This window comes from Catenovulum maritimum, from assembly GCF_001050375.1.
Lineage (GTDB): Bacteria > Pseudomonadota > Gammaproteobacteria > Enterobacterales > Alteromonadaceae > Catenovulum > Catenovulum maritimum.
The window spans coordinates 1-23343 of the sequence record NZ_KQ130511.1 but is presented as its reverse complement, the minus strand read 5'-3'; the positions used below and the strand labels follow the sequence as shown (position 1 = coordinate 23343).

The window sequence follows — 23343 nt, the reverse complement described above, 5'->3', positions numbered from 1 at the left end:
TTTACTTCATTAGATTATAGTGATATTAGCGCCATCACTCAATCAAATAGTAGCATTAAACTACTACTTTTTTAACATTTACTGGAATACTAATATCAAATTCGATTCCTTTTCCTTCTTCACTGGCGACTGTGATGTTTCCACCTAGGGCTTGAGTCACCAAATTATAAACTAGGTGCATGCCTAAACCACTACCACCCTCACCTCTTTTTGTTGTTACAAAAGGATCGAATATTTTCTTCCTTAGTTGCTCGTTTACACCTTTACCATTATCTCGGTATAGAATTTTTAAACGATTACCTGTTGCTTCCATACTTATAGTTATGGTGCCTTTTTCTATAAATTCAAACCCATGAATAACAGAATTCATAATTAAATTGATAAAAATTTGATTTAAAGGCCCAGGCTTGCTCTCTATGGTTAATTTTTCATCACATTCTACGTTTATGATATGTTCGTGATGCTTGAGCTTAGGCCTAAGTGATAGCAGTACATCTTTCAAAAATTCAGACAATAGAAAGACTCTATCGTTTTCGCTACTTTGATCAACTGCAACTTGTTTAAAGCTGCTAATTAATTCTGCGGCTCGGTTGAGGTTGCGGTAAATGATATTTAAATTTTCGTGACCTTCGGTTAAAAATCGGTCCAAATGCCCTGCGGTTAACTTTTTATTATCCAGTACTTCTCTGATGTCTTTGATTCGATCCATTAGCAAGGTGGAAGCTGTTACCCCTAAACCAATTGGCGTATTAACTTCATGCGCGATGCCAGCGACCATATCACCAAGAGAGGCCATTTTTTCGGTTTCAACTAATTGGTTTTGATATTGATGCAAGGTTTCGAGTGTTGACATCAGTTCTACATTTGCGTCTTTTAACGCATCTGTGCGCTGACCTACTTTGTCTTCTAAGCTCTGATTTAGTTTTCGGATCTGTTTTTCTGCTTCTGCTTGTTTTTCTAAGTAAGCTTGAATCCGATCTAACATAGTATTAAATGAGGTACTTAAGGCATTTAATTCAATCAGAGACTGTTTGGGCGCGCGAACGCTATAGTCTTTCTCTTTCGAAACATATTTAAATACTTCAACTAACTCTTTAATAGGTTTAGTCAGAGAGTTTTGTAACCTAAGGGCCAATACTAGCGCAATGCCTAGTGAGATTAACAAGACAAGTAATTTTAAATATAAGGTGGAGTATAGTTGCTCTTTAAGTTGAGCTAATGAAAATCTGACATAGATGTAACCTATCTCATTGCCTTCAAAATTAATGCCTCTAATCAACTCTAAGTAATTATCACTATATGTAACGTCTGATAGTTCTTTTAATTTGTTAATTTTAGTTGGTATGGGTGGTGTATTTACTTTGTTGTAACTAGCAAAAAATTCGACTTTGCCGTTTTCTTCATTGATTCGATAGATGTGAATGTTCTCTATGTTTTTATCAATTTCGAGTGTTGTCAGCCTTGCGTTTTCACTGACGGGGTCACCAAATAATAAATTTGTCGAGGCGCTGAAGCCTATGATGTCTGCAAAAGATTTTGCTTGAGATGCTAGGGTCGATTTTTGCTGTTTAACTTCGAATACACCGTTTATCACAAATGCGAGTATCAGAGATACTGTGGAAATAACTAACACCATAAAAATCACATTCGAGCGAATGGATGACATGGCTTTAGGAGGCATCTTTTTTTGATTTTTTATCATCGAATAAGTGTCATAACTTTATTTTAGTCTTATACAAACCAGTTTATGTATAAACCCGGTTTTTAACAAGTAACCCTGTGATTTTTCATGCTTATCATTGAAAATAATTATCCCAAATAGGTTAGGCTAATTGGTAAGTTTAAGCTAAAGTCTTATTGCGCAATTTCATTAGCACTCTATATATGGTGATAACACTTTATTAAGATTGACAGATAGGAACTGATTTAATGACATCTGTATGGCAATTATACAAAGACACTGTATTTATTTTGAAACAACCCGTTTCAGCTCATTTAAATTTTGCCATTATTACTGCATGTAATCCCAATGGCGTAATTCTCAATCATTCCGAAAATAGTTTGAAAGACAAAATGCTGCAGTCTGACATTCTTAGCCTTAATGTGCCTTACCGAAGTATCACTGGCTGTTCAGCTAATTTTTGTCATAAAGAAAAAAGTTGGATAGTCGCTATTGAGAAAGCTGAGGCAATTAAATTAGCTGATAAGTATCAGCAAAATGCTATCTTTTGGGTTGAGGCGAATCAGCTTTATCTAACGCCTTGCAGGTTAATGGCTGAAATGTATCAAGAAGAGTTTATTGGCTTATTTAATCAGAGGATTAAATTGAGTATGAGTGAAGTGGCATATTAACAATATGACACTTCCGCCCATTATTAGATAATTGATTTGTATAAAGCTTCGTATTCTAACGCTGAGTTATACCAATCAAATTTGGTTTGCATTGCTTTTTTACGAATTACATCAAATGTTTGAGGGTATTCGTGATAGAAAAGTAATGCTTTTCTGACACAGTTTAATAATGCTTCACTGTCTGGTCTATCAAATACAAATCCATTCGCATTGACTGGATCTGCTTCAAGGTCAACCACTGTATCTTTTAGTCCGCCAACCGCTCGAACAATAGGTAAGGTACCGTAGGCTAATGAGTACATCTGATTTAAACCACAAGGTTCAAATAAAGACGGCATCAAAAAGTAGTCACTACCCGCAGTTATTAAATGAGAAAAACTCAAATTAAAGTCGTGCAAGAAATAGAACTTGTTACGGTGTCTTTCACTAATTGCTTGAATTTGGCTAACTAATTGCGGGTCACCCGTACCTATCATTACAACTTGAACATTGTGATGTAAGATATTTTCGAGTATTGGCAGTAAGTAACCAAAGCCTTTTTGATCGGTAATGCGACAAACCATTCCAATTAATGGAATATCACCATCAACAGGGAGATGACTGTGTTGCTGCAAGTTCGCTTTACAAAAAGCTTTACCATTCATATTCTCTACTGAGTATTGTGATGGTATTTCCGGGTCGGTTTCTGGGTCCCATTGGCTGTAATCACAACCATTGATAATCCCATGCATGTCATGCGAACGACTTCTAAAGACGTCACCCATGTGATGCGAACCAAGATCGGTTTGTAGCTCTTTTGCATAGCTAGGGCTTACTGCAACTATTTTAGTTGCGTATTTAACCGCAATTTTTAAGTAATTAACCAATCCATGATGGACGTCTTCATGGTCTATCCCGCTTTTTTGCAAGATTGGAACACTATCTAGGTGGAAAACCCCTTGGAAGGCGCCATTGTGGACAGACAATACCGTTTTAGCTGACGCTAAATATGGATTGTCGTACCAATGTTTTTTCAAATAAAGCGGTATTAAGCCTGTATGCCAATCATTACAATGAATGATGTCTGGTTTAAACTCTAATAGTTGAGTTAAATGTAGCGCAGCCATGCTAAAAAATGCATAGCGCTCACCATTATCATCGTATGCATCATAACCTTCACTGTATATCCCTTTTCGATCGAAATAGGCAGGGTAATCGACTAGATATACAGTGATTCCGTGTAAGGTTATTTGCTTAACATTGTATTTGTAGGTTAAATTTCCAGCATGAAGTTCAACGTCAGTTAAAACTGTTTGCGCATTTTCAACTGACTTACTCACCTGATAAAATGGTGTGATTATCCGAACATCGTGCCCCATTTTATTGAAAGATACAGGTAAGGCTTTAGCTACATCAGCTAAGCCACCAGTTTTTGCAATATCTTCAACTTCTGATGAAACAAATAAGATATTCATTAATTATTTATCAAATCCTACTACTGTGCCTTTTGGTACTGTCACTATGCCATTTGCAGAAATAGTGAAGCCTCGCTTCTCGTCTAGATCATGATCTAAACCAATCTCAGTGCCAGGAGCGATCTTGACATTTTTGTCCAGTATTGTGCGATGTAATTTACAGCCAGAGCCTATTACTGTATTACCCATGATGACACTTTCTGTGACTTCAGCATTTGGCTCAACTGTCACTTCATAACCCAGAACTGACTTCTCAACTCGAGCACCATTCACAACACAACCAGAGGCAATTGAACTATCAACAATTTGATTATGCTCACCATTTTCTGGCTTAAATATTTGTGCTGAAGGCAAAGTTGGGTGGTAAGTTCTCATTGGCCATTTAGGATTAAACATATTAAATTCGCTGTTCGCATTTAATAAATCCATAGAAGCCTGCCAGTAAGCATCAATCGTACCAACATCACGCCAGTAGAAAGGGTCGCCCTTTTCACCTGGAATTTTATTATTGGCAAAATCATAAACGAAAACGTTACCGTTTTTCATTAGATTAGGAATGATATTTTTACCAAAATCGTGAGATGAATTAGGATCTTTAGCGTCAGCTTTTAATTCTTTGTATAAAACCTCAGACTCGAAAACATAGTTGCCCATAGAGATTAGAGCTACGTCTGGGTTACCTGGTAATGATTTTGGATTAGCCGGTTTTTCTTCAAATCCAATTAGTCGTCCTTCTTCATCGATTTCCATTACACCAAATTGGTGTGCTTCTTCAATAGGAACTCGAATTGCTGCAACAGTTAAGTCGGCTTCCTTGTCAGTATGGAAAGTCGTCATTTGACGAACGTTCATTTTATAAATGTGATCACTACCAAAAATAACAACTTGATCTGGTTGATGTATCTCAATCAAGCGTAAATTTTGATAAATCGCATCAGCTGTACCTTCATACCATCTTTTACCCATGCGCATTTGTGCTGGAATCGGGTCAATAAAATGATCGGTTAATCCAGAAAAATGCCAAGCTTGGCGAAGATGTATATTAAGTGATTGCGATTTGAACTGCGTGAGGACGTAAATTTTAAGTAAATCAGAGTTAACGAAATTATTTAAAACAAAGTCAATAAGTCTATATTGACCCGCGAATGGAACAGCCGGTTTTGTTCGAGTTTCGGTTAATGGAAATAACCGAGTACCCGCACCACCAGCTAGTATCATTGATAATATCCCTGCCATAGTCGTGCCTTGATTTATTTTTTTGCTTTCCCTATCCGTATTCTTGACGCGTTAGTACCAAAATAAATATTGGTCATTTAACTTTGCCAGAAAATCCAGATCTGTCCAGCATGGTTAATATTAACGGTTGCAAGCACAATAAACTTTAAATTTATTGTCTTCAGCTACTACTTCTACCAGATTAAAATACGTTTGTAAAATTTGAGGGTATTTTAAAAATCTATTAGCCACTAACATTAATTTTCCATTTGGTAATAAATGTTTGCAGCTATCTTTAATAAAAGCCTCAGTTACATGGTAGTCGATTTTAGTGCCAGTATGGAAGGGGGGATTAGTAAAAATCCAATCATATTTTGATGAAATTTTCGTTAAACCATTCGATAAAAACGTTTTCCCTACTAATTCATTCAGTTCCAAGGTCTTTTTAGTGGATTCGATTGCTAACGCATCGACATCCACTTGAGTTAATTCGTCAACTGAATAATGCTTACTAATATAGCTTCCTATCACGCCACAGCCAGAAGCAAAATCAAGTATTTTGCCTTTTATCTCTGCTGGTAAATTCTGCAATAAGAGTTCGGTACCTTTATCTAGTTCTTTTTGACTAAAGACACCCGGTAAGCTCGCTGTGATGACTTGTTTATTATTCACTTGATAGCTTTGTTGATAGAAACTATCTTTATTAGCAATATCTGCGGATAAGTGGGATTGAAAGAGTAAGCAGTGCTTACCACTTGCCAGTTTATTTATATGTGACAGCTGTTCAGTTAATAATTTTTGGCAAGATTTGATCCCACTACGGTTTTCGCCAACTAGAATTATGCTTGCATTTGGCTTTAGCATTTCTGCTAGCTGCTCGATTAGCCATTTAGCTTTTTCTTTAGCTTTAGGAAAAAAAACAATGGCTTGATTGAATTTTTTTGCTGGTTTTTCTGGCCAAGTCACAGTATTGTCAACAGGTAATTTATCAAAGTATTTAAATGACCAGACTGTGGTTGGCCTGAATTCAGGCGCATTTAAATCATCAAAAAGTAGAGGATCAACAATTAATGTATCTTCATTAATTAGCTCTGGGATCTGCTTTAATAGTAATTGACTTGGTGCAGATAGCTGCGACATATTTTTTCTCACTTAATGGAAGCAAAGTAAATGAATGCTTTGCTGAATTTTTTAATGAATAAATTTGGACAATGGAATTTTATTGGTTTTATCTTAGGGATAATTTGCCTATCCGGTTTAGGGTATGCGATCCAAGCTCAACTTACCAATCACTTTCAAAAAGAAAAAGAACAATATTTATCTACTCAAGCAGATATTATCCAAACTGAAATTATATCTAGCTTAGAGCAAAAATTGAATGAATATAATAGTTGGAGTGATCATCCAATCATTCTAGAGTTTGCCAAGAGTAAGAAAGCACAAGCAAAAAATCAGGGGGCGGACTTCCCCTCTATTGCTGAAATGAATTTTATCGCGCTATTAATAGATAATGGCGTTTTGTCTAATATTAATTATTTAAATACTTATATTACATCAAGTACGGGCGAGTTGCTGTGGCATGCTGAGACGAGTCACTATTCGAGCTTTAGCCAACATCAAAGTTTTGAGCAGAAGCTCGCTTTATTAGGTGAATATAAGTCGACTTACCTTTTAGCTAAACTAAAACAACAAAATCCAATCCGATTTTTATTGCTCTATCCTATTTTTGATGAAGATGTGCATGTCGCTAACTTTGCTGTAGAACTTAACATAAATACAGTATTTCAAAATATCGTCAAACTCGCTAAAGCATCCACTGAGAGTGATATTTATCTTTACGATCATCAGTTAGAAACCTATTCAATTAGCGAACATGAGTTCACTCCAATTGATACTTTTTCACAAAGACCTAAGATAAAAACTTCATTTATCGACGAAGAGACTATTAATACTTGGCGTTGGTCTAAAGCGGCTGATTTCGGTATCTATTTATCTCAACCCATTTCTGTGATGGATGAATCCTTAAAAGTCATTCATCTCAGTATGTTTATCTTTGTATTTTTTACCTTCAGTGTTCTGTTTGTCCTCTTGTTAGTCTTAAATAAAAGTCAGAAGCAAATCAGGTTGAATCAAAAAAATATATTGCGGCAACAGAATAGACTTCAGCATATTCAAGATCTTTCGCTGGTAGCCGGCATCGAAGTAGCGCATAAAAATAATAAAATAATCTGGCACAACGGTTTTGAATATTTATTCAATCTAGTTGATAAAAACATTGATAGGCCAAAACAATTATTAAACCATTTATCAAACAAGCAGAAAATAAGATACAAAAAGTGCTTTGATAAAGTAAAACAAACTCACACGTCTGCTCAGTTAGAGATACAAACCAAAAGCAACGACGGAAAGCATTTTTATTTTTTAATTAAAATGTTTAATCAAGCTGCTGAAAATCCGATTGACGCAAGCACTATCATATTAATCTCAGACATTACTGAACAAAAATTAAAGCAAGTGGCCGCTTTAAAAGATGAGGTTGATTACCGTGATTTAATTTTGCAAAGTGCACATGACGGTATTGTCGGGGTCGATTTGTCTGGACAAATTAATCTGATGAATCAGGCTAGCAAAGCTATGCTTAATTACACTGAACAGCAAACCAAACAGCTAGACTTTGATACATTAGTGGAAATTAGCCAAGATGAGTTTGGTCTGGTACGTATCTGTATTTTAGAAAAGATAATTCAAGATACTTTACCTATTAATCTAACCTGTTGGTTTAAAAGAGCCAATGATGAAAGGTTTACCGTCGATTGCCGTGTCAGCCCAATTATTAAGCATGGTAAGTTAGTCGGAGCTGTTTATCTATTTAAAGACATTTCACTCATTAAACAAGCTGAACAAGAAAGGCAAGCCTTGTCTGAGCAATTAAGACATGCGCAAAAAATGGAAGCAATCGGTCAGCTAACTGGTGGCATAGCACATGACTTTAATAATATTCTAGCCTCTGTTTTAGGTTATGCCGAACTAGCCCAAGACTGTATCGAGTTAGACAGAATCGACAAAGTGCCGGATTATTTAGAGCAAGTCACTTTATCCGGCGAAAGAGCTAGAGATTTAATCAAGCAAATGATGGTGTTTAGCCGTAAAGAAAGCCAACAGCTACAGTGTATTGAACTGACCAAGCTAATTGATGACTCATTAGCTATGATTAGGCCTTTGTTGCCAAGTACTATCAATATAGAGCTAGACTTAAACGCAAACGCTCAATTAAAAGTTGATAATGTTCAGTTTCAACAATTGATAATGAACCTCTCGATTAATGCCCGCGATGCGATGGCAGAAAAAGGGACTTTGCATATCAGTACTCAAATGGTGATCAATGCAGAGGCTAGCTGCACCTCTTGCCATCAAGAATTTAGTCAAACTATGGTGATGATTAAAATTCAGGATACTGGCAGTGGCATTAGTAAAGAGACAATCAAGAAGATTTTTGACCCTTATTTCACCACAAAAGATTTAGGTGAAGGGACTGGAATGGGATTATCTATCGTGCATGGTATTGTCCATCAATTAGGTGGGCATTTAGTAGTAGAGAGCTTAGAAAATGTCGGCTCTAGTTTTCAAGTTTACTTACCTTGTGTTAACAGTGAAGAAGACTCGAACTCAGCAGCCCCCCTACCGCAAGCTCAGCAATTAAATTTAAATGACTATCAACCGAACATATTAATTGTCGATGATGAAACGAGTATTGCTGAGCTACTAGCCGATAAACTAACACTCGCTGGCTATAAAACGGTAACAACCTCAGATTCAGTTGAAGCACTTTCAATTATCAATGATGTCAATTTTGATTTCGATTGCATCATTACAGATCAAACTATGCCTTATATCACTGGGCTTGAGTTGGCTAAAGCGGCAATCGAGGTAAAACCTGAACTACCGATTATTTTGTGTACTGGATATAGTGACAAAATAGACGAGAAGACGGCTTTGTCTGCTGGCGTTTTTGCCTATATTCACAAGCCAATCAACTTTAATTTACTCAAATTAAAGTTGAATCAAGCGGTGAGCCATCACTAACATCATTTTGGCAATAACAAATAACAAAAAAGATTTTAGAATATGCATAGAATAGATTATTCTATGCATAATTAAATCTAGCCTCTAATTAATCAATTAAAGAAGCGAATATTATGTCTGATCATAGATTGACTCATCTAAAACAGTTAGAAGCGGAATCAATTCACATTATCCGTGAAGTTGCTGCCGAGTTTGATAACCCAGTAATGCTCTATTCAATTGGTAAAGACTCTTCTGTCTTACTCCATTTAGCGCGTAAAGCATTTTACCCTGCAAAAATTCCATTTCCTTTACTTCATGTTGATACAACATGGAAATTTAAAGAGATGATTGAATTCAGAAATAGAATTGCAAAAGAGTATGATTTTGATCTACTTGTTCATATCAACCAAGAAGGTGTTGATATGGGTGTTGGTCCATTCTCTCATGGTAGTGCTAAACATACTGATATCATGAAAACTCAAGCTTTAAAGCAAGCTTTGAATAAATATGGTTTTGATGCTGCATTTGGTGGCGCTCGTCGTGACGAAGAAAAATCTCGTGCAAAAGAGCGTGTATACTCTTTCAGAGACAAAAACCACAGATGGGACCCTAAAAATCAACGTCCTGAGTTATGGAACCTATATAACAGTAAAATAGATAAAGGTGAAAGCATACGTGTATTCCCATTATCTAACTGGACTGAATTAGATATTTGGCAATACATTTATCTAGAAAATATCGATATTCCTGATCTTTACTTCTCAAAAGAGCGTCCTGTTGTAGAGCGTGATGGCGTGAAAATAATGGTAGACGACGAACGTATGCCAATTGAGCCAGGTGAAGAAGTTAAAATGGAAATGGTTCGATTCAGAACACTAGGTTGTTACCCATTAACAGGTGCAGTTAATTCTGAAGCAGCGACATTACCTGATATTATCCAAGAAATGTTATTAGCGACTACATCTGAACGTCAAGGACGTGTCATAGATAGCGATTCTTCTGGCTCTATGGAGAAGAAGAAGATGGAAGGTTACTTCTAAGCTAATTAACGGAATTATCGAATATGACTCAGTCACATTACGACCTATTTAACGGTGATGCTGATGGTATCTGTGCTCTGCTGCAATTAAGATTAGCAGAGCCTAAAGATAGTCAGTTAATTACAGGCGTTAAACGAGATATTAAGCTACTTAGTAAAATATCGGTTAAAGCTGAAGACAGTATTACTTTACTTGATGTTTCTATGGACAAAAACAAAGCAGCTCTTGAGCAAGTTTTGTCTATTGGCGCAGCGGTTTTCTATTGTGATCACCACTTTGCAGGTGAAATTCCACAAGCTGAAAATTTAGATAGCTTAATTGATACTTCTGCTAATACTTGCACTAGTTTATTGATCAATCAGAAATTAGGTGGCCAATTTGCCAATTGGGCGATTACAGCCGCTTATGGTGATAATCTTTTTGACTCTGCCGAAGCATTAGCAGACGAAGTTGGTTTAAGCCAAGTAGCAAGAGAGCAACTTAAAGCGCTTGGTATTGCGATTAATTACAATGGTTATGGAGCGACTGAAGCAGATCTTCATTTCCATCCAGCAGAGCTATATAAGCAATTACTAGAGTATCCAGACCCTCTAGTGATGGCTCAAGAAAATACTGCGCTGTATCAAACTTTAATCGCAAACTATCAAACTGACATGGGATTTGCGAATCAAGCTAAATTGGTACATGAGAGCAATTCGGGTAAAGCATTTGTGTTACCGAATGAAGCCTGGGCCAGAAGAGTTTCAGGTGTTTGGGGTAATGATTTAGCGAATAAATCCCCTGCTTTAGCGCATGCTGTGTTAACCGATTTACCCGATAAATCAGCTTATTTAGTTTCTGTACGTGCGCCAAAACAAAGAGCCGCAGGTGCAGACGAACTTTGCATGAAGTTTGAAACTGGTGGTGGTCGTAAAGCGGCAGCAGGCATTAACGTGCTGCCTGAGTCAGAATTACAAAGATTTTTTGCTGAATTTGATCAGCAATTTACAGTTTAAGAGGAATTAACTATGTCTCATCAATCTGATTTGATTGAACAAGATATTCTCGCTTATTTAAATGAGCACGAAAATAAAGAGTTATTACGCTTTTTAACTTGTGGTAGCGTTGACGATGGTAAAAGTACTTTAATCGGCCGTCTTCTTCATGATACTAAAATGATTTATGAAGATCAGCTAGCTGCTATCACTAAAGATAGTAAAAAGTCTGGTACAACGGGTGAAGAAGTTGACCTTGCATTATTAGTTGATGGTTTACAGTCTGAACGTGAGCAAGGTATTACAATTGATGTTGCTTACCGTTATTTTTCTACGTCTAAGCGTAAATTCATTATTGCGGATACGCCTGGACACGAGCAATATACTCGTAACATGGCAACAGGTGCTTCAACTTGTGACTTAGCGATTATCTTAGTAGATGCTCGTGCAGGTGTTAAAACACAAACTCGTCGTCATAGCTTTATTGTTTCGTTATTAGGCATTAAACACGTGGTTGTTGCTGTTAACAAAATGGATTTAGTTGATTACAGCGAAGAAACTTATGAGCAAATCAAGAAAGATTACTTAGAATTTGCACAAGAGTTAAACATTCCTGATATCCGTTTCGCACCTATGTCTGCGCTTAAAGGCGACAATGTTGTAAACAAGAGCGAGAGCATGTCTTGGTATCAAGGCGAGTCTTTAATGCAAATGTTAGAGTCTGTTCAAATTGTTGCAGACCGTAACCTTGCTGACTTCCGTATGCCGGTTCAGTATGTAAATAGACCTCACCTAAATTATCGAGGTTTTGCTGGTACTATCGCATCAGGTATTGTTCGCAAAGGCGATTCAATCACAGCTATGCCTTCTGGTAAAACATCAAAAGTTAAATCGATCGACACATTTGATGGTGAGATTGATGAAGCATTCGCACCTATGTCAATTACGCTTACATTAGAAGATGAAATTGATATTAGTCGTGGTGACGTGATTGTTGCTAGTGATAACCTACCTGAAGTTGCGCAAGCTGTTAAAGCTCATGTGGTTTGGATGGGTGAAGAAGGCTTAGCACCAGGTAAGTTATATGACTTTAAATTAGGTACTAAAACAACAAGTGGCCAATTTAATGAAATTGATTACCGTATCAATGTAAATTCACTTGAGCATGAACAAACTGATGCTGTTGCATTGAATGAGATTGCAGTTTGTGATTTACAACTTAATTCACCTGTTGTAATTGAGCGATATGAAACAAACAAATACCTTGGTAGCTTTATCGTAGTTGATCGCTTAACTAACGTTACAGTTGGTGCAGGTATGATTGTCTCTGCGGCTAAAGAAAGTGCTGCTCAAACAGACTTTTCTGAATTTGAATTAGAGCTTAACCAGTTAGTGCGTAAACACTTCCCTCACTGGCAAGCACTTGATTTAAGCCAACTAAGCAAATAGGACGTAACATTCCATAATGTTGTTGGAACAGGCTGCTGTCGCAGCTATATTTGCTTTAACGATTGGCGCGTTGGTGTTTTCACACTGGCGCGCTTCTTCAATCTTCAGCTTAGCCTTACTTGCTTTATTTGCTTGTCAAATCATCACAATTGAAACTGCATTAGCTAAATCAACCAACTCAGGGGTTATCACCCTAATCGCTTTGATGCTTGCATCGAGAGCACTTGAAAGAACCAGTTTATTAAAACAATTTGCGCGCAATGCATTAGAAAAAAATCAAACAAAATCATTATTTAAGTTAACTAGCTTAGCCGCTATTGCTTCTTCATTTCTAAACAATACCGCTGTTGTTGCAGCCCTAATAAGACCGATTAAAAACCAGAATAAAATAGCAGCGTCAAAACTATTACTACCTTTAAGCTATGCCGCAATTTTAGGCGGTACAACCACACTCATAGGTACTTCCACCAATATGGTCGTTAATAGTTTCTGGATGGATTTAGGTCATCCATCATTAGACTTTTTTGCCTTTTTTCCTGTCGGTGTCGCGCTACTAGTGACCGGCTTAATTATCATTATATTGAGAAAAAACACTTTACCTGAGCATCACTTACAAACTGATAGCCAAAAATATTTTGTCGATTTAAAAGTCAAATCAGACTCCCCTATGATAGGCAAAAGTGTCAGCGAGAATGAATTAAGAAATTTAAATAGCTTTTTCTTAATTGAAATTATCCGCCGTGAGCAATCAATAACCCCCGTCCAGCCAGATCATTTAATTGAAGCGGGTGATAGACTGGTATTTAGTGGCGATGTCAGCTTTATCGATGAATTACAAACTTTACCCGGGGTGAAGTTTTTTGCTGAGCATACTGGATTAATGAGTGATAACTTAATTGAAGTTGTACTATCCAGCAGTTCTGGCTTAATTGGGAAGACCATGAAATCTGCAGGGTTTAGAGCCATGTTTGATGCTGCTGTGGTTGGATTAAAACGAAACGGCCTGCAAATACCTGGCAAGTTGGGTGAAATACAACTCAATGAAGGTGACAACCTATTACTTGCAACTGGTAGTGATTTTAAATCTCGTAAAAATTTAGACAAGCACTTTTTCATCATTTCAGACATGGCGGTTGAACAACCGTTAAGCACCAAAGTTAACTATTCTGTATTAGCCGGTTTTACCGCTGTGATGGCGTTAACCATCTCAGGTATTATGTCACTACTGGATGGTTTGATATTTTTCATTGCTGGCTGTATTGCTGGCAAGGTTATTAAAAGTTCAGAATTAAAAAGGCTGTTTCCATTTGAACTTTGGTTAATCATTACAGCAGCCTTAACCTTAGCTGAAGCTATGACGCAAACAGGGTTAAGTGACAACTTAGCTCAGTTTTTACATTCCGCCTTTAGCGAGCAGTCAGTTTGGTTTGCTTTTGTTGGTGTGCTGTTAACGACGATTATATTAACCGAGCTAGTCACTAATAACGCGGCGGCTGCGCTTATGTTCCCGCTAGCACTGAGTTTAGCAAACAGCTTTGGCGTTAATGAAATTTCATTTGTTATGGCCGTTGCATTTGGTGCAAGTGCCAGCTTTTTAAGCCCATATGGGTATCAGACCAACCTACTCGTGTTTAATACGGGCGGGTACAAATTTAAAGATTTCATAAACTATGGCCTACCCGTTTCAATTTGCTATATTACGGTAACGGCGATACTTGTCCCCTACTTTTTTCCATTTTAGGAACCGACTAACATGAACGAAAATATTGTTTGGCATCCAACCGAAGTCACGAAGCAACAACGTGCAGAACAAAAAAATCAAAAGCCATGTGTATTATGGTTTACTGGCTTAAGTGGCTCAGGTAAATCAACAGTTGCCAATGCAGTTGAAAGTAAATTATTTGAATCTGGCTGTCATTCTTATCTACTAGATGGTGATAATGTTCGTCATGGTATCAATAAAGACCTAACCTTTAGTGATGAAGATAGAGTTGAGAATATTCGCCGTATAGGTGAAATCAGCAAGTTATTTGTTGATTCTGGTTTAATCGTTTTGACTGCGTTTATTTCTCCTTTTAGAGCAGATAGAGCTTTGGTTAGAGAGTTAACAGCTGAAGCTGAATTTGTTGAAGTTTATATAGATACGCCAATTGAAGTATGTGAACAAAGAGACCCTAAAGGTTTATATAAAAAAGCTCGCCAAGGCGAAATTAAACATTTTACCGGGATTGACTCTCCATATGAAGCACCAGAAGCACCGGAAGTCACGGTTAAGACTGCAGACTTAAATATTGAAGAATGCGCTAACGTTGTGGTTGATTACCTTAAGGCAAAAAAATACATTTAATGTTTTCCTTATTCGTAAATGCGAAATGCATTTACGAACCCCTCCGCTATTAAACGTTCCCAAACCATCGATTCAAAATAATCTCAAACTAGAAGTTGTTTGAGTCATATTTATATTTTGTTTACAAAATTATATTTGAGCGTTAGACTCGCAACAAATGCCACCGGTAGCAATATAAATTGAGACTCTCTATGCTGAACAAAATATTACACAATTTAGTTTTAATTCTTCTAATCGCTAGTTGTAAAGATACTAAATTAGAGATTGAAAGCGCACAATATCCCGAACCCCCTACGCAAAGTTCAGATCCTCTAACATCAAATAAAGTTCAAGGATATGCCACATTAAATGGCGGTACTACTGGTGGTGAAGGGGGTAAGATCGTTTATGCAAGTACTGGGAGTGAAATAAACCAAGCTTTGTGCTCTCGGGAAACAGATGACACGCCACTCATTATTTATGTTAATGGGACTATCAAACATGAAAATACGAGCAAAAGTAGCGGCAGCTGTGATACTACAGACTCAGAGATTCAGTTTAAAGGCGTTAAGAATGTTTCTTTGATTGGCGTAGATGATTTGGCTGTTTTCGACCAAATTGGCATACATTTGAGAAATACATCCAATATTATTTTGCAAAATCTACATATAAAGAATGTCAAAAAATCAGGAATCCCTACATCAAATGGTGGTGATGCCATAGGTATGGAAACTGACGTATTTAATGTATGGGTTGATCATTGCACGCTTGAAGCTTCGGGCGGAGAGTCTCAAGGCTATGATTCCTTACTAGATATGAAAGCAACAACACAGTATGTCACCATTTCCTATACTCATTACAGGAATTCTGGACGCGGAGGCTTAATGGGGTCAACTGATGGCGACAACACAAATACTTGGGTTAGCTTTCATCACAATTATTATGAAAATATGGACTCTCGTTTGCCACTTCTTAGGCATGGTACTGCACATAGTTACAATAATTATTACTCTGGCATTGCCAAGTCAGGCTTAAATCCAAGAGCCGGTGGACGGATAAAAGTAGAAAATAGTTACTTTGAAAATGCATTCAATCCAATAGGTACCTTTTACACATCAGATATGGGCTACTGGGAGCTTTCAAATAATTATTTTGATCCAAATACGGTAGCATGGCAACAAAGTGATAGTGACGACTGGTATCCAGCTGGACCAGACTTAACCTCAACAACTTCAATTAAGATACCTTATGATTACGCGCTTGACCCTGTAGCTTGTGTCCCAGCACTAATTAAAGCCACAGCTGGGGCAGGAAAAGAAATAAAAGTATCTGATGGATCATGTGGTGAGCTTATCTTAATAAAAGGCAATACAAGTGAAACAGACCAAAACGATGACAATTCAAGTAATGAAAACCAAACAGATACCAATGTAACTTCAACTAACCTGAGTTTAGTGGCTGGTTCAGACGGATCTAGCAAAGTTAGCGGCACTAGTTATGCTAATGTTAGGGACGATAAACTAACAACTTACTGGTCACCCAATGATTCTACAGGCCGAATTTCAATAAAATGGGGGACCAATATTAATGTCGATAAAGTAAAGATAGTAGAAGCGGATGGGTTTGTCGGTAATGTAACTGGTTGGGAACTCATCAATAATACAGATTCGACCGTTTTAGCATCTGGTAACCTGTTAGGTGAAGTAACCTTTTCAACTATTCAAACCAAGAAAATAGACTTAATAATTACGAGTTCAAAGGGTACGGCTGCAATTGCAGAGTTTGCAGTTTACATGACAAATAATGACGATTCAGATGCAAACAGTGTAAATTCAACCGACATAGCTAACCCAGATAACAAAACTAGTAATGATAATGATCAAGAAAATCCCATCATTCAATTAGAAGCGATTCCATCATCTACAGAAGTTACTCTAAATTGGCTCAGTTCAAACATCGCTATCGCCGAACAAAAGCTATATAGAAATACGAGTAATAGTTTTGCCAGCTCAAATTTAATTTCAGAGACGCTCACCAGCACAAGCTATTCAGATTCAGACTTAATTGAAAAAGATTATTATTACTGGCTAGTTATAATAGATACATCAGGAATTGAGCATATCTCCTCCTCTGTAAGCGTTAATCTTGAAAATTTACAAACAATAAATCCTACTAATGATGCTTGTCAGGAGTTAATAAGCAACCCTAATTTGAATTGGCTTGAATCAACACTGAAATCTGAACAAGACATTGTCGCTTGCTTGGCGACTAGCTTAGGTAAGCCAGTCGGCTTCGCTGATCAAACTACAGGAGGTTATGATCCTAAAGGTAATAGTAGTTTAGTTATAATCAATACCTCTGATAGCCTATCTCCAGAAGAGCAGATATTAGATGCGATTAGCTCAGCTTCCTATAACTGGATAGTTTTCGACAAAAAAGATTTTGCAACTGAGACACATATCGCTATGTACAAGTTAGGTTGTAGTGATCCAAATGTGTTAGAGGCACTAGATAATGCCACTGAAGCCGAGTGTAGAAACCTAGATCTATGGTGTCAAAATCACAATGTCCCAGATGCTCAATGCCAAGATACCTTTTTTAATGATAAGCTGAATGATACTAGCTTAACCGCGTTAAAACTGAAAATGATAAACTCGAATACCAGTATTGACGGCCGAGGTGCTAAGGCTAAGTTTCTATTTAATGGATTTAAAATCGGTGCAGATGACAGCGGTAAAAGCACACATATTTCTGAAAATGTCATAATTACTAATAATTATTTCATCGGTGCTGGCCATGATGAAGATCATAAGCTTGATCCTGATATGATACGTTCTACTGGCGAATCGAACAATATTTGGATACACCAGAATACATTTGAAACCACTGGTGATTCAGCATTTGATATAAAAGTGGGGGCTTACAATATTTCAGTCTCATTTAATAAATTAATCAATGTAAAACGTGCCGCACTACATGGTTCTAGTGATAGCAGAGAAATCAACTCGCAAATAACTTCTACCATTCATAACAACCTTTTCATCACTAATGACGATATGTACGGTGATAGTCAATTTAATACTTTGAGAAGAGTCCCATTAATGCGTAGAGGGCAGTCACACTTATTCAATAATGTTTTTTATGGTTATCGAAAAGATATATTGAGCGTCAGAGCTGGCGGTAGGATATTGTTTGAAAACAATATGATATTAAACAAACTAAATAACAGTAAAAAAGATAATATGGACTATTGGCTAGAAAGTGTCATTAGAGATTTTAGAGACGGTGGCTTAGAAATAACATCGAGCTATGTTTGGGCTTCAGATGATAAATGCCAAAAAATAGCAGATGCTGGCGATTTAACCAAATCATATGGCAGTACACCAAATATGTTTGCTCTTTACAGTAAGGCAAGTCAGGAGTTAATTTCAGCTAACAAGCTAATTCCAGGAGACAATTTAGCCAAGTATGTTATGGCGACTGCCGGTAAGGCTGGCTTAACACCATACAATTCTAGGCATGCTAACGGTCAAGCAAAAATTATTACTTCTGCTCCTAGCGGCTGCCCATAATCAAACTTCTATCTGTTCTAGGATACACTCGAGCTAATATACAAACTCATTTATATCGGCTCGTTCTACTTTTTAAAAGACAAAAAAAAAGCTGATGGCAAAACCATCAGCTTTTTAAACAGGTTAGCAAATTAATTACTTAGCTGCTTTTTTCTCTTTTTCTGCTGCAATAACAGTCTCAGCTACATTTGCTGGACATGCTGCATAGTGAGAGAATTCCATTGAGAACTGACCACGACCAGAAGTCATAGTACGTAAGTGCCCAATGTAACCAAACATTTCTGATAATGGTACGTCAGCTTTAACGCGAACACCAGTTGCACCAGCTTCTTGGTCTTTAATCATACCACGACGACGGTTGATATCACCGATAACGTCACCAACATGATCTTCTGGTGTGAATACGTCAACTTTCATGATAGGTTCTAAAAGTTGTGGACCCGCTTTTGGAATTGATTGACGGAATGCGCCTTTAGCTGCGATTTCGAATGCGATTGCAGATGAATCCACCGCATGGAAGCCACCATCGTATAATTCAACTTCAACGTCTAGTACAGGGAAACCAGCTAAAGTACCAGTCTCCATCATGCCTTTGAAGCCTTTCTCGATTGCAGGGAAGAATTCTTTAGGTACGTTACCACCAACAACTGTAGAAGAGAATGTGAAACCAGAATTTGGCTCACCCGGCTTGATACGGTAATCAATTTTACCGAACTGACCAGAACCACCAGATTGCTTCTTATGCGTGTAGCTATCTTCAACTTCACGAGTAATAGTTTCACGGTAAGCAACTTGAGGTTGACCAACTGTTAACTCTACGCCATAAGTACGCTTAAGGATATCAACTTTGATATCTAAGTGTAATTCACCCATACCTTTAAGGATAGTTTCACCTGAGTCTTCATCAGTTTCAACTTGGAATGAAGGATCTTCTGCAACCATCTTACCGATAGCAATACCCATTTTCTCTGTAGAACCTTTATCTTTAGGTGCAACAGCAATTGAGATTACCGGCTCAGGGAATATCATTGGCTCAAGTGTACAAGGGTTTTTAGGATCACATAAAGTATGACCAGTTTGAACATTTTTCATACCTACAACAGCGATAATATCACCAGCTTGTGCGTAATCTAATTCTGTTCTGTCATCAGCATGCATTTCAACCATACGGCCTATACGCTCTGTTTTACCCGTGAATGAGTTAAGGATAGTATCACCTTTACGCATAACACCAGAATAAATACGGATGAAGGTTAATGCACCGAATCTGTCATCCATAATTTTGAATGCTAGCGCACGTAATGGCTCATCGATAGATACTAATGCTGTTTCGCCAGTTGCTTCACCAGTTTCGCCGTCAGTTAATGGCTGTGGATCAACTTCTGTAGGAGACGGTAAGTAATCAACAACAGCATCTAATACTAATTGGATACCTTTGTTTTTAAACGCAGAACCACAATAAGTTGGGAAGAATGCTAAGTCACGAGTACCTTTACGGATACAACGCTTGATGTCTTCTAAAGAAGGCTCTTCACCATCCATATAAGCCATCATTAATTCATCATCTTGCTCAACAGCAGTTTCAATTAACTGTTCACGGTATTCAGCAGCTTTTTCTACTAAGTCAGCTGGAATATCTGTTACTTCGTAATTTTCTGGTAGGCCTGAGTCATCCCAGATGTATGCTTTTTGGCTTAATACATCTACAACACCTACGAAATCATCTTCAATACCAATTGGTAATGTCATAACTAACGGGTTAGCCGCTAGAACATTTCTTACTTGGTCTACAACTCGGTAGAAATCAGCACCCATACGGTCTAATTTATTTACGAAGATACAACGTGCAACTTCTGACTCATTCGCATAACGCCAGTTAGTTTCTGATTGAGGCTCAACACCACCAGAACCACAGAATACACCAATACCACCATCTAATACTTTTAATGAACGATATACTTCAACTGTGAAGTCAACGTGTCCAGGAGTATCGATAATGTTTAATCTGTGTTCATTCCAAAAACAAGTTGTTGCAGCTGATTGGATTGTGATACCACGCTCTGCTTCTTGTTCCATGAAATCCGTTGTTGCAGCACCATCATGTACTTCACCAGTCTTATGGATTTTACCAGTAAGCTTTAGAATACGCTCGGTTGAAGTTGTCTTACCAGCATCAACGTGAGCGAAGATGCCTATATTTCTGTATTTAGCTAAATCAGTCATTGCTTTACTCTACAAATCAAGTATAAATTTAAAGTTATATCGCGCGACAGGATACAGGATTTTGAAAAAAAAATTCTAATTTTTTGCATGTAATTAGCAACTTTTTTAAAAAAAATTATATCCCAAGCAGATAAAACCGTTCGAATTACTTTTTTTACCTTTTTTGGCTTAGTGTTTAGCTAGCCAAGTCTTAATTTCTTTTAAGTCACATTCGCAAGAATGCTTTAATTGCTCAACTCTATCGTCTAAATTTTCCCACCATGCTGGCGTATCTGTTAATTGGATGTCATTGGCGATAGATTGAATTTGTTTAAGCCCCATAGATGCAGCAGCACCCTTTATTTTATGGGCTTGTTTACCTATTTCATCTTTGTCTTTGGCTAACAAGTTGGTTTCGAGAATGGCCAAATAGTCAACTATAAGCTGTTCAAACAGGACAAGGTTTTGATTTAGTTGTTCAACACCTATCGTTTCAATTAACTGGACTAAAAATTCTACATCCAAAATTTTATTGTTAATATCATTTTCTGGCTCAACTAAAGTACCACTGACTTCAAAGTCTAGCTCGAAGATTTTATTAAATACCCGATGAACATTTTCAACTTTAATTGGTTTAGCAATAACATCAGTTAACCCTTTTGCAAGATACTCATCTCGGGTTTTAATGACATTAGCTGTAAGGGCGACTACTGGTGGTAGCTGAGAATAATCTTGTTGCCACTGCGCAAAAATATCAAAGCCTGTCATATCTGGCAGTTGTATATCTAACAAGACTAAGTCAAATCGCTCTGGTCGGAACTTAGCAAGTGCTTCCTTACCTGTTTTGGCAACAGTTACCGAATGTCCCAATTTGGTTAAGATTGAATTCGCAACAATGACATTTAACTCAACATCTTCCACTAGTAAAATATTTAGTCCTTGCACTGGGCAAGCTACTTCTTCTTCAACTGGAGATTCGGCTAAATCAAATTTAAGTGAAACTGAGAAAGTACTCCCCTGGTTCATTTCACTGTGAACCTCTATTTGACCACCCATAGCATCAATAATGGTTTTTGAAATAGCTAAACCGATTCCAGTACCCGTTCCCGCTCGGACTTCTTTTCGGTCGACCTGATAATACATGGTAAAAATGTTATCGACTTCATCTTCTGGAATGCCGATGCCGCTATCAATTACCTCAAAATCAATCCAAACAAAGGTATTACGGATATGGCATTCAACATTAAATTCGACATCACCATCTAGGGTAAACTTCACTGCATTAGCGAGTAAATTCCAAAGTACTTGCCTTAACCGAGTTGGATCAAGCTGAACCCAAGTGCCTTCAGCCACATCTGAATGGAAATGATAATTCAGTTGTTTCTGCTCAGCCATCAAGCAAGCAACACTATTAAGCTCGTAAACAAAGTTCGATAGTTCAGTTGGCTCTAAATTAATTTGCAGCTTATTTCGTTCAATTTTGTCTAAATCTATTATGTCATTGAATATATTGCCCAATGTGACCGCACAGGCAAATATCGTACTCACATGTTTCTGCTGTTCTTTATCTAAGGCTGTTTCTTTTAGAATTCGGCTTATCCCAACAATACCATTTAATGGCGTTCTAAGTTCATGACTAATAGTCGATATAAAGGATGTCTTGTCTCTACTCGCTTTTTCCAAGGCTTTTTGTGCTTGGTGTTGCTCCATAATATCTCGGCCAAACCCAAGTAAGCCGATCCGCTTACCTTCATTATTAAAGAAAGGTACTTTCTTAATTAAATACAGTTTTTTGCTGCCATCAGGATAAGTTAACCAGACTTGATATGAAATACTGGCATTAGTTGCTAGCACCTCCCTATCTGAAGATACGACACGCTCAGCAATATCTTCTGGATATACGTCCCAAGGCGTTAGACCTATCATGGCTTTTTCAGTTTTACCCGTTAACTCTTCGAATGAGCGATTACAACCAGAAAAACGGCCATTTTCATCTCGGTAATAGATGATATCTGGTGAGCAATCGAAGCAAGATCTTAATAAGATGGACTGTTCATATAGGTTTTGTTGAGTTTTTTGTCTTTCTTCGATCTGCTGCTTTAATAATCGAATAGCCTCTTCTCTTTGTAACTCAGCTCTTTTTCTTTCTTCAATTTCATAGTTAAGCTGCTGGATATTATTTCTTAGGTTAGAAGCAGAAGCTTTATCTTGCTTTCGTAACGCTTCGAGTTGGTCGATAACCTGAGTTAAGTGTTCACGTGACCTTTCTAGCCTTCTAATTAGCTCAGAAATAAAATACAAAACCCAAGGCATGGTCAGTACAGTTAATAAGATAGGGTCAATATAATCTCTAAAGCCCACTTCACCATAAAATAAGAAACTAAATAGCGTCACTTCTAATACTGTGATACCAACGGCGATGCCTAAGAAAAATAAACTAACACGCACTGTGCCAAATCGATTAACAATTTTTGCAGCTTTCTCTGGCCATGATAAGCGGACCGATTTTTTAAGCATAAATAAAATCCAAACTCTCGATTAACGGGCAATATAAACTCTGTTGCCGAACTCAGTCTAACCTAAAAATTATTTGTTTTAACACTCGTGAAATATCAAAGCAAATAATCAAAAAATTATGAATAAAAAAGGCGCCCACAGGCGCCTTTTAATGCAAATAAAAACTCGAATTATTCG

At 37.3% G+C, this 23343-nt stretch carries 14 protein-coding genes; 8 read left to right on the top strand and 6 right to left on the bottom strand.

Going from position 1 to position 23343, the window contains the following annotated elements; all coding sequences use genetic code 11:
• Positions 1-55: 55 nt before the first annotated feature.
• Positions 56-1702, bottom strand: coding sequence for a HAMP domain-containing sensor histidine kinase (locus tag XM47_RS17750; protein WP_245623498.1), 1647 nt, complete (start codon positions 1700-1702; stop codon positions 56-58).
• Between the two features lie 227 nt (positions 1703-1929).
• On the opposite strand from XM47_RS17750, the gene XM47_RS17745 reads away from it, so the two are divergent.
• Positions 1930-2352 carry a DUF3293 domain-containing protein gene (locus XM47_RS17745; protein ID WP_048695584.1) on the top strand — a complete coding sequence of 141 codons (423 nt, stop codon included), beginning with the start codon at positions 1930-1932 and terminating at the stop codon, positions 2350-2352.
• A 23-nt stretch (positions 2353-2375) separates the two neighbouring features.
• Here the strand turns inward: XM47_RS17745 and glgA are convergent, their stop codons facing one another.
• From glgA to XM47_RS17730, 3 genes are all read right to left on the bottom strand, one after another.
• Positions 2376-3806, bottom strand: coding sequence for a glycogen synthase GlgA (gene glgA / locus XM47_RS17740; RefSeq protein WP_048695581.1), 1431 nt, complete (start codon positions 3804-3806; stop codon positions 2376-2378).
• Between the two features lie 3 nt (positions 3807-3809).
• Positions 3810-5060 (bottom strand): glucose-1-phosphate adenylyltransferase, encoded by a 1251-nt coding sequence (gene glgC, locus XM47_RS17735; protein ID WP_281175832.1) that lies wholly within the window; start codon positions 5058-5060, stop codon positions 3810-3812.
• 102 nt (positions 5061-5162) lie between these two features.
• On the bottom strand, positions 5163-6161 hold the full coding sequence (locus XM47_RS17730) for a methyltransferase (RefSeq protein WP_048695575.1): 999 nt from the start codon (positions 6159-6161) through the stop codon (positions 5163-5165).
• Positions 6162-6215: 54 nt separating this feature from the next.
• On the opposite strand from XM47_RS17730, the gene XM47_RS17725 reads away from it, so the two are divergent.
• The 7 genes from XM47_RS17725 (at position 6216) to XM47_RS19280 (ending at position 18447) form a co-directional block, all read left to right on the top strand.
• Positions 6216-9104 carry a hybrid sensor histidine kinase/response regulator gene (locus XM47_RS17725; protein ID WP_172656565.1) on the top strand — a complete coding sequence of 963 codons (2889 nt, stop codon included), beginning with the start codon at positions 6216-6218 and terminating at the stop codon, positions 9102-9104.
• Positions 9105-9217: 113 nt separating this feature from the next.
• Positions 9218-10126: a sulfate adenylyltransferase subunit CysD gene (cysD, locus tag XM47_RS17720; protein ID WP_048695570.1), complete on the top strand. Its 909-nt coding sequence runs from the start codon at positions 9218-9220 to the stop codon at positions 10124-10126.
• Between the two features lie 23 nt (positions 10127-10149).
• The gene (locus tag XM47_RS17715) at positions 10150-11121 is read left to right on the top strand and encodes a hypothetical protein (protein ID WP_048695567.1); all 972 of its coding nucleotides are present in this window, start codon (positions 10150-10152) and stop codon (positions 11119-11121) included.
• Positions 11122-11133: 12 nt separating this feature from the next.
• The gene (gene cysN / locus XM47_RS17710) at positions 11134-12549 is read left to right on the top strand and encodes a sulfate adenylyltransferase subunit CysN (RefSeq protein ID WP_048695565.1); all 1416 of its coding nucleotides are present in this window, start codon (positions 11134-11136) and stop codon (positions 12547-12549) included.
• A 16-nt stretch (positions 12550-12565) separates the two neighbouring features.
• Entirely contained in the window at positions 12566-14290 is a 1725-nt protein-coding gene (locus XM47_RS17705) for an SLC13 family permease (protein ID WP_048695563.1), read from the top strand.
• Between the two features lie 12 nt (positions 14291-14302).
• Entirely contained in the window at positions 14303-14896 is a 594-nt protein-coding gene (gene cysC, locus XM47_RS17700; RefSeq protein ID WP_048695561.1) for an adenylyl-sulfate kinase, read from the top strand.
• Between the two features lie 191 nt (positions 14897-15087).
• Positions 15088-18447 carry a pectate lyase family protein gene (locus tag XM47_RS19280; RefSeq protein ID WP_053084612.1) on the top strand — a complete coding sequence of 1120 codons (3360 nt, stop codon included), beginning with the start codon at positions 15088-15090 and terminating at the stop codon, positions 18445-18447.
• A 135-nt stretch (positions 18448-18582) separates the two neighbouring features.
• On the opposite strand, the gene fusA is transcribed toward XM47_RS19280, so the two are convergent.
• Positions 18583-20670, bottom strand: coding sequence for an elongation factor G (fusA, locus tag XM47_RS17685; protein WP_048695560.1), 2088 nt, complete (start codon positions 20668-20670; stop codon positions 18583-18585).
• Positions 20671-20838: 168 nt separating this feature from the next.
• Complete coding sequence (gene arcB / locus XM47_RS17680) at positions 20839-23166, bottom strand: aerobic respiration two-component sensor histidine kinase ArcB (RefSeq protein WP_048695557.1); 2328 nt, start codon at positions 23164-23166, stop codon at positions 20839-20841.
• Positions 23167-23343 lie beyond the last annotated feature (177 nt).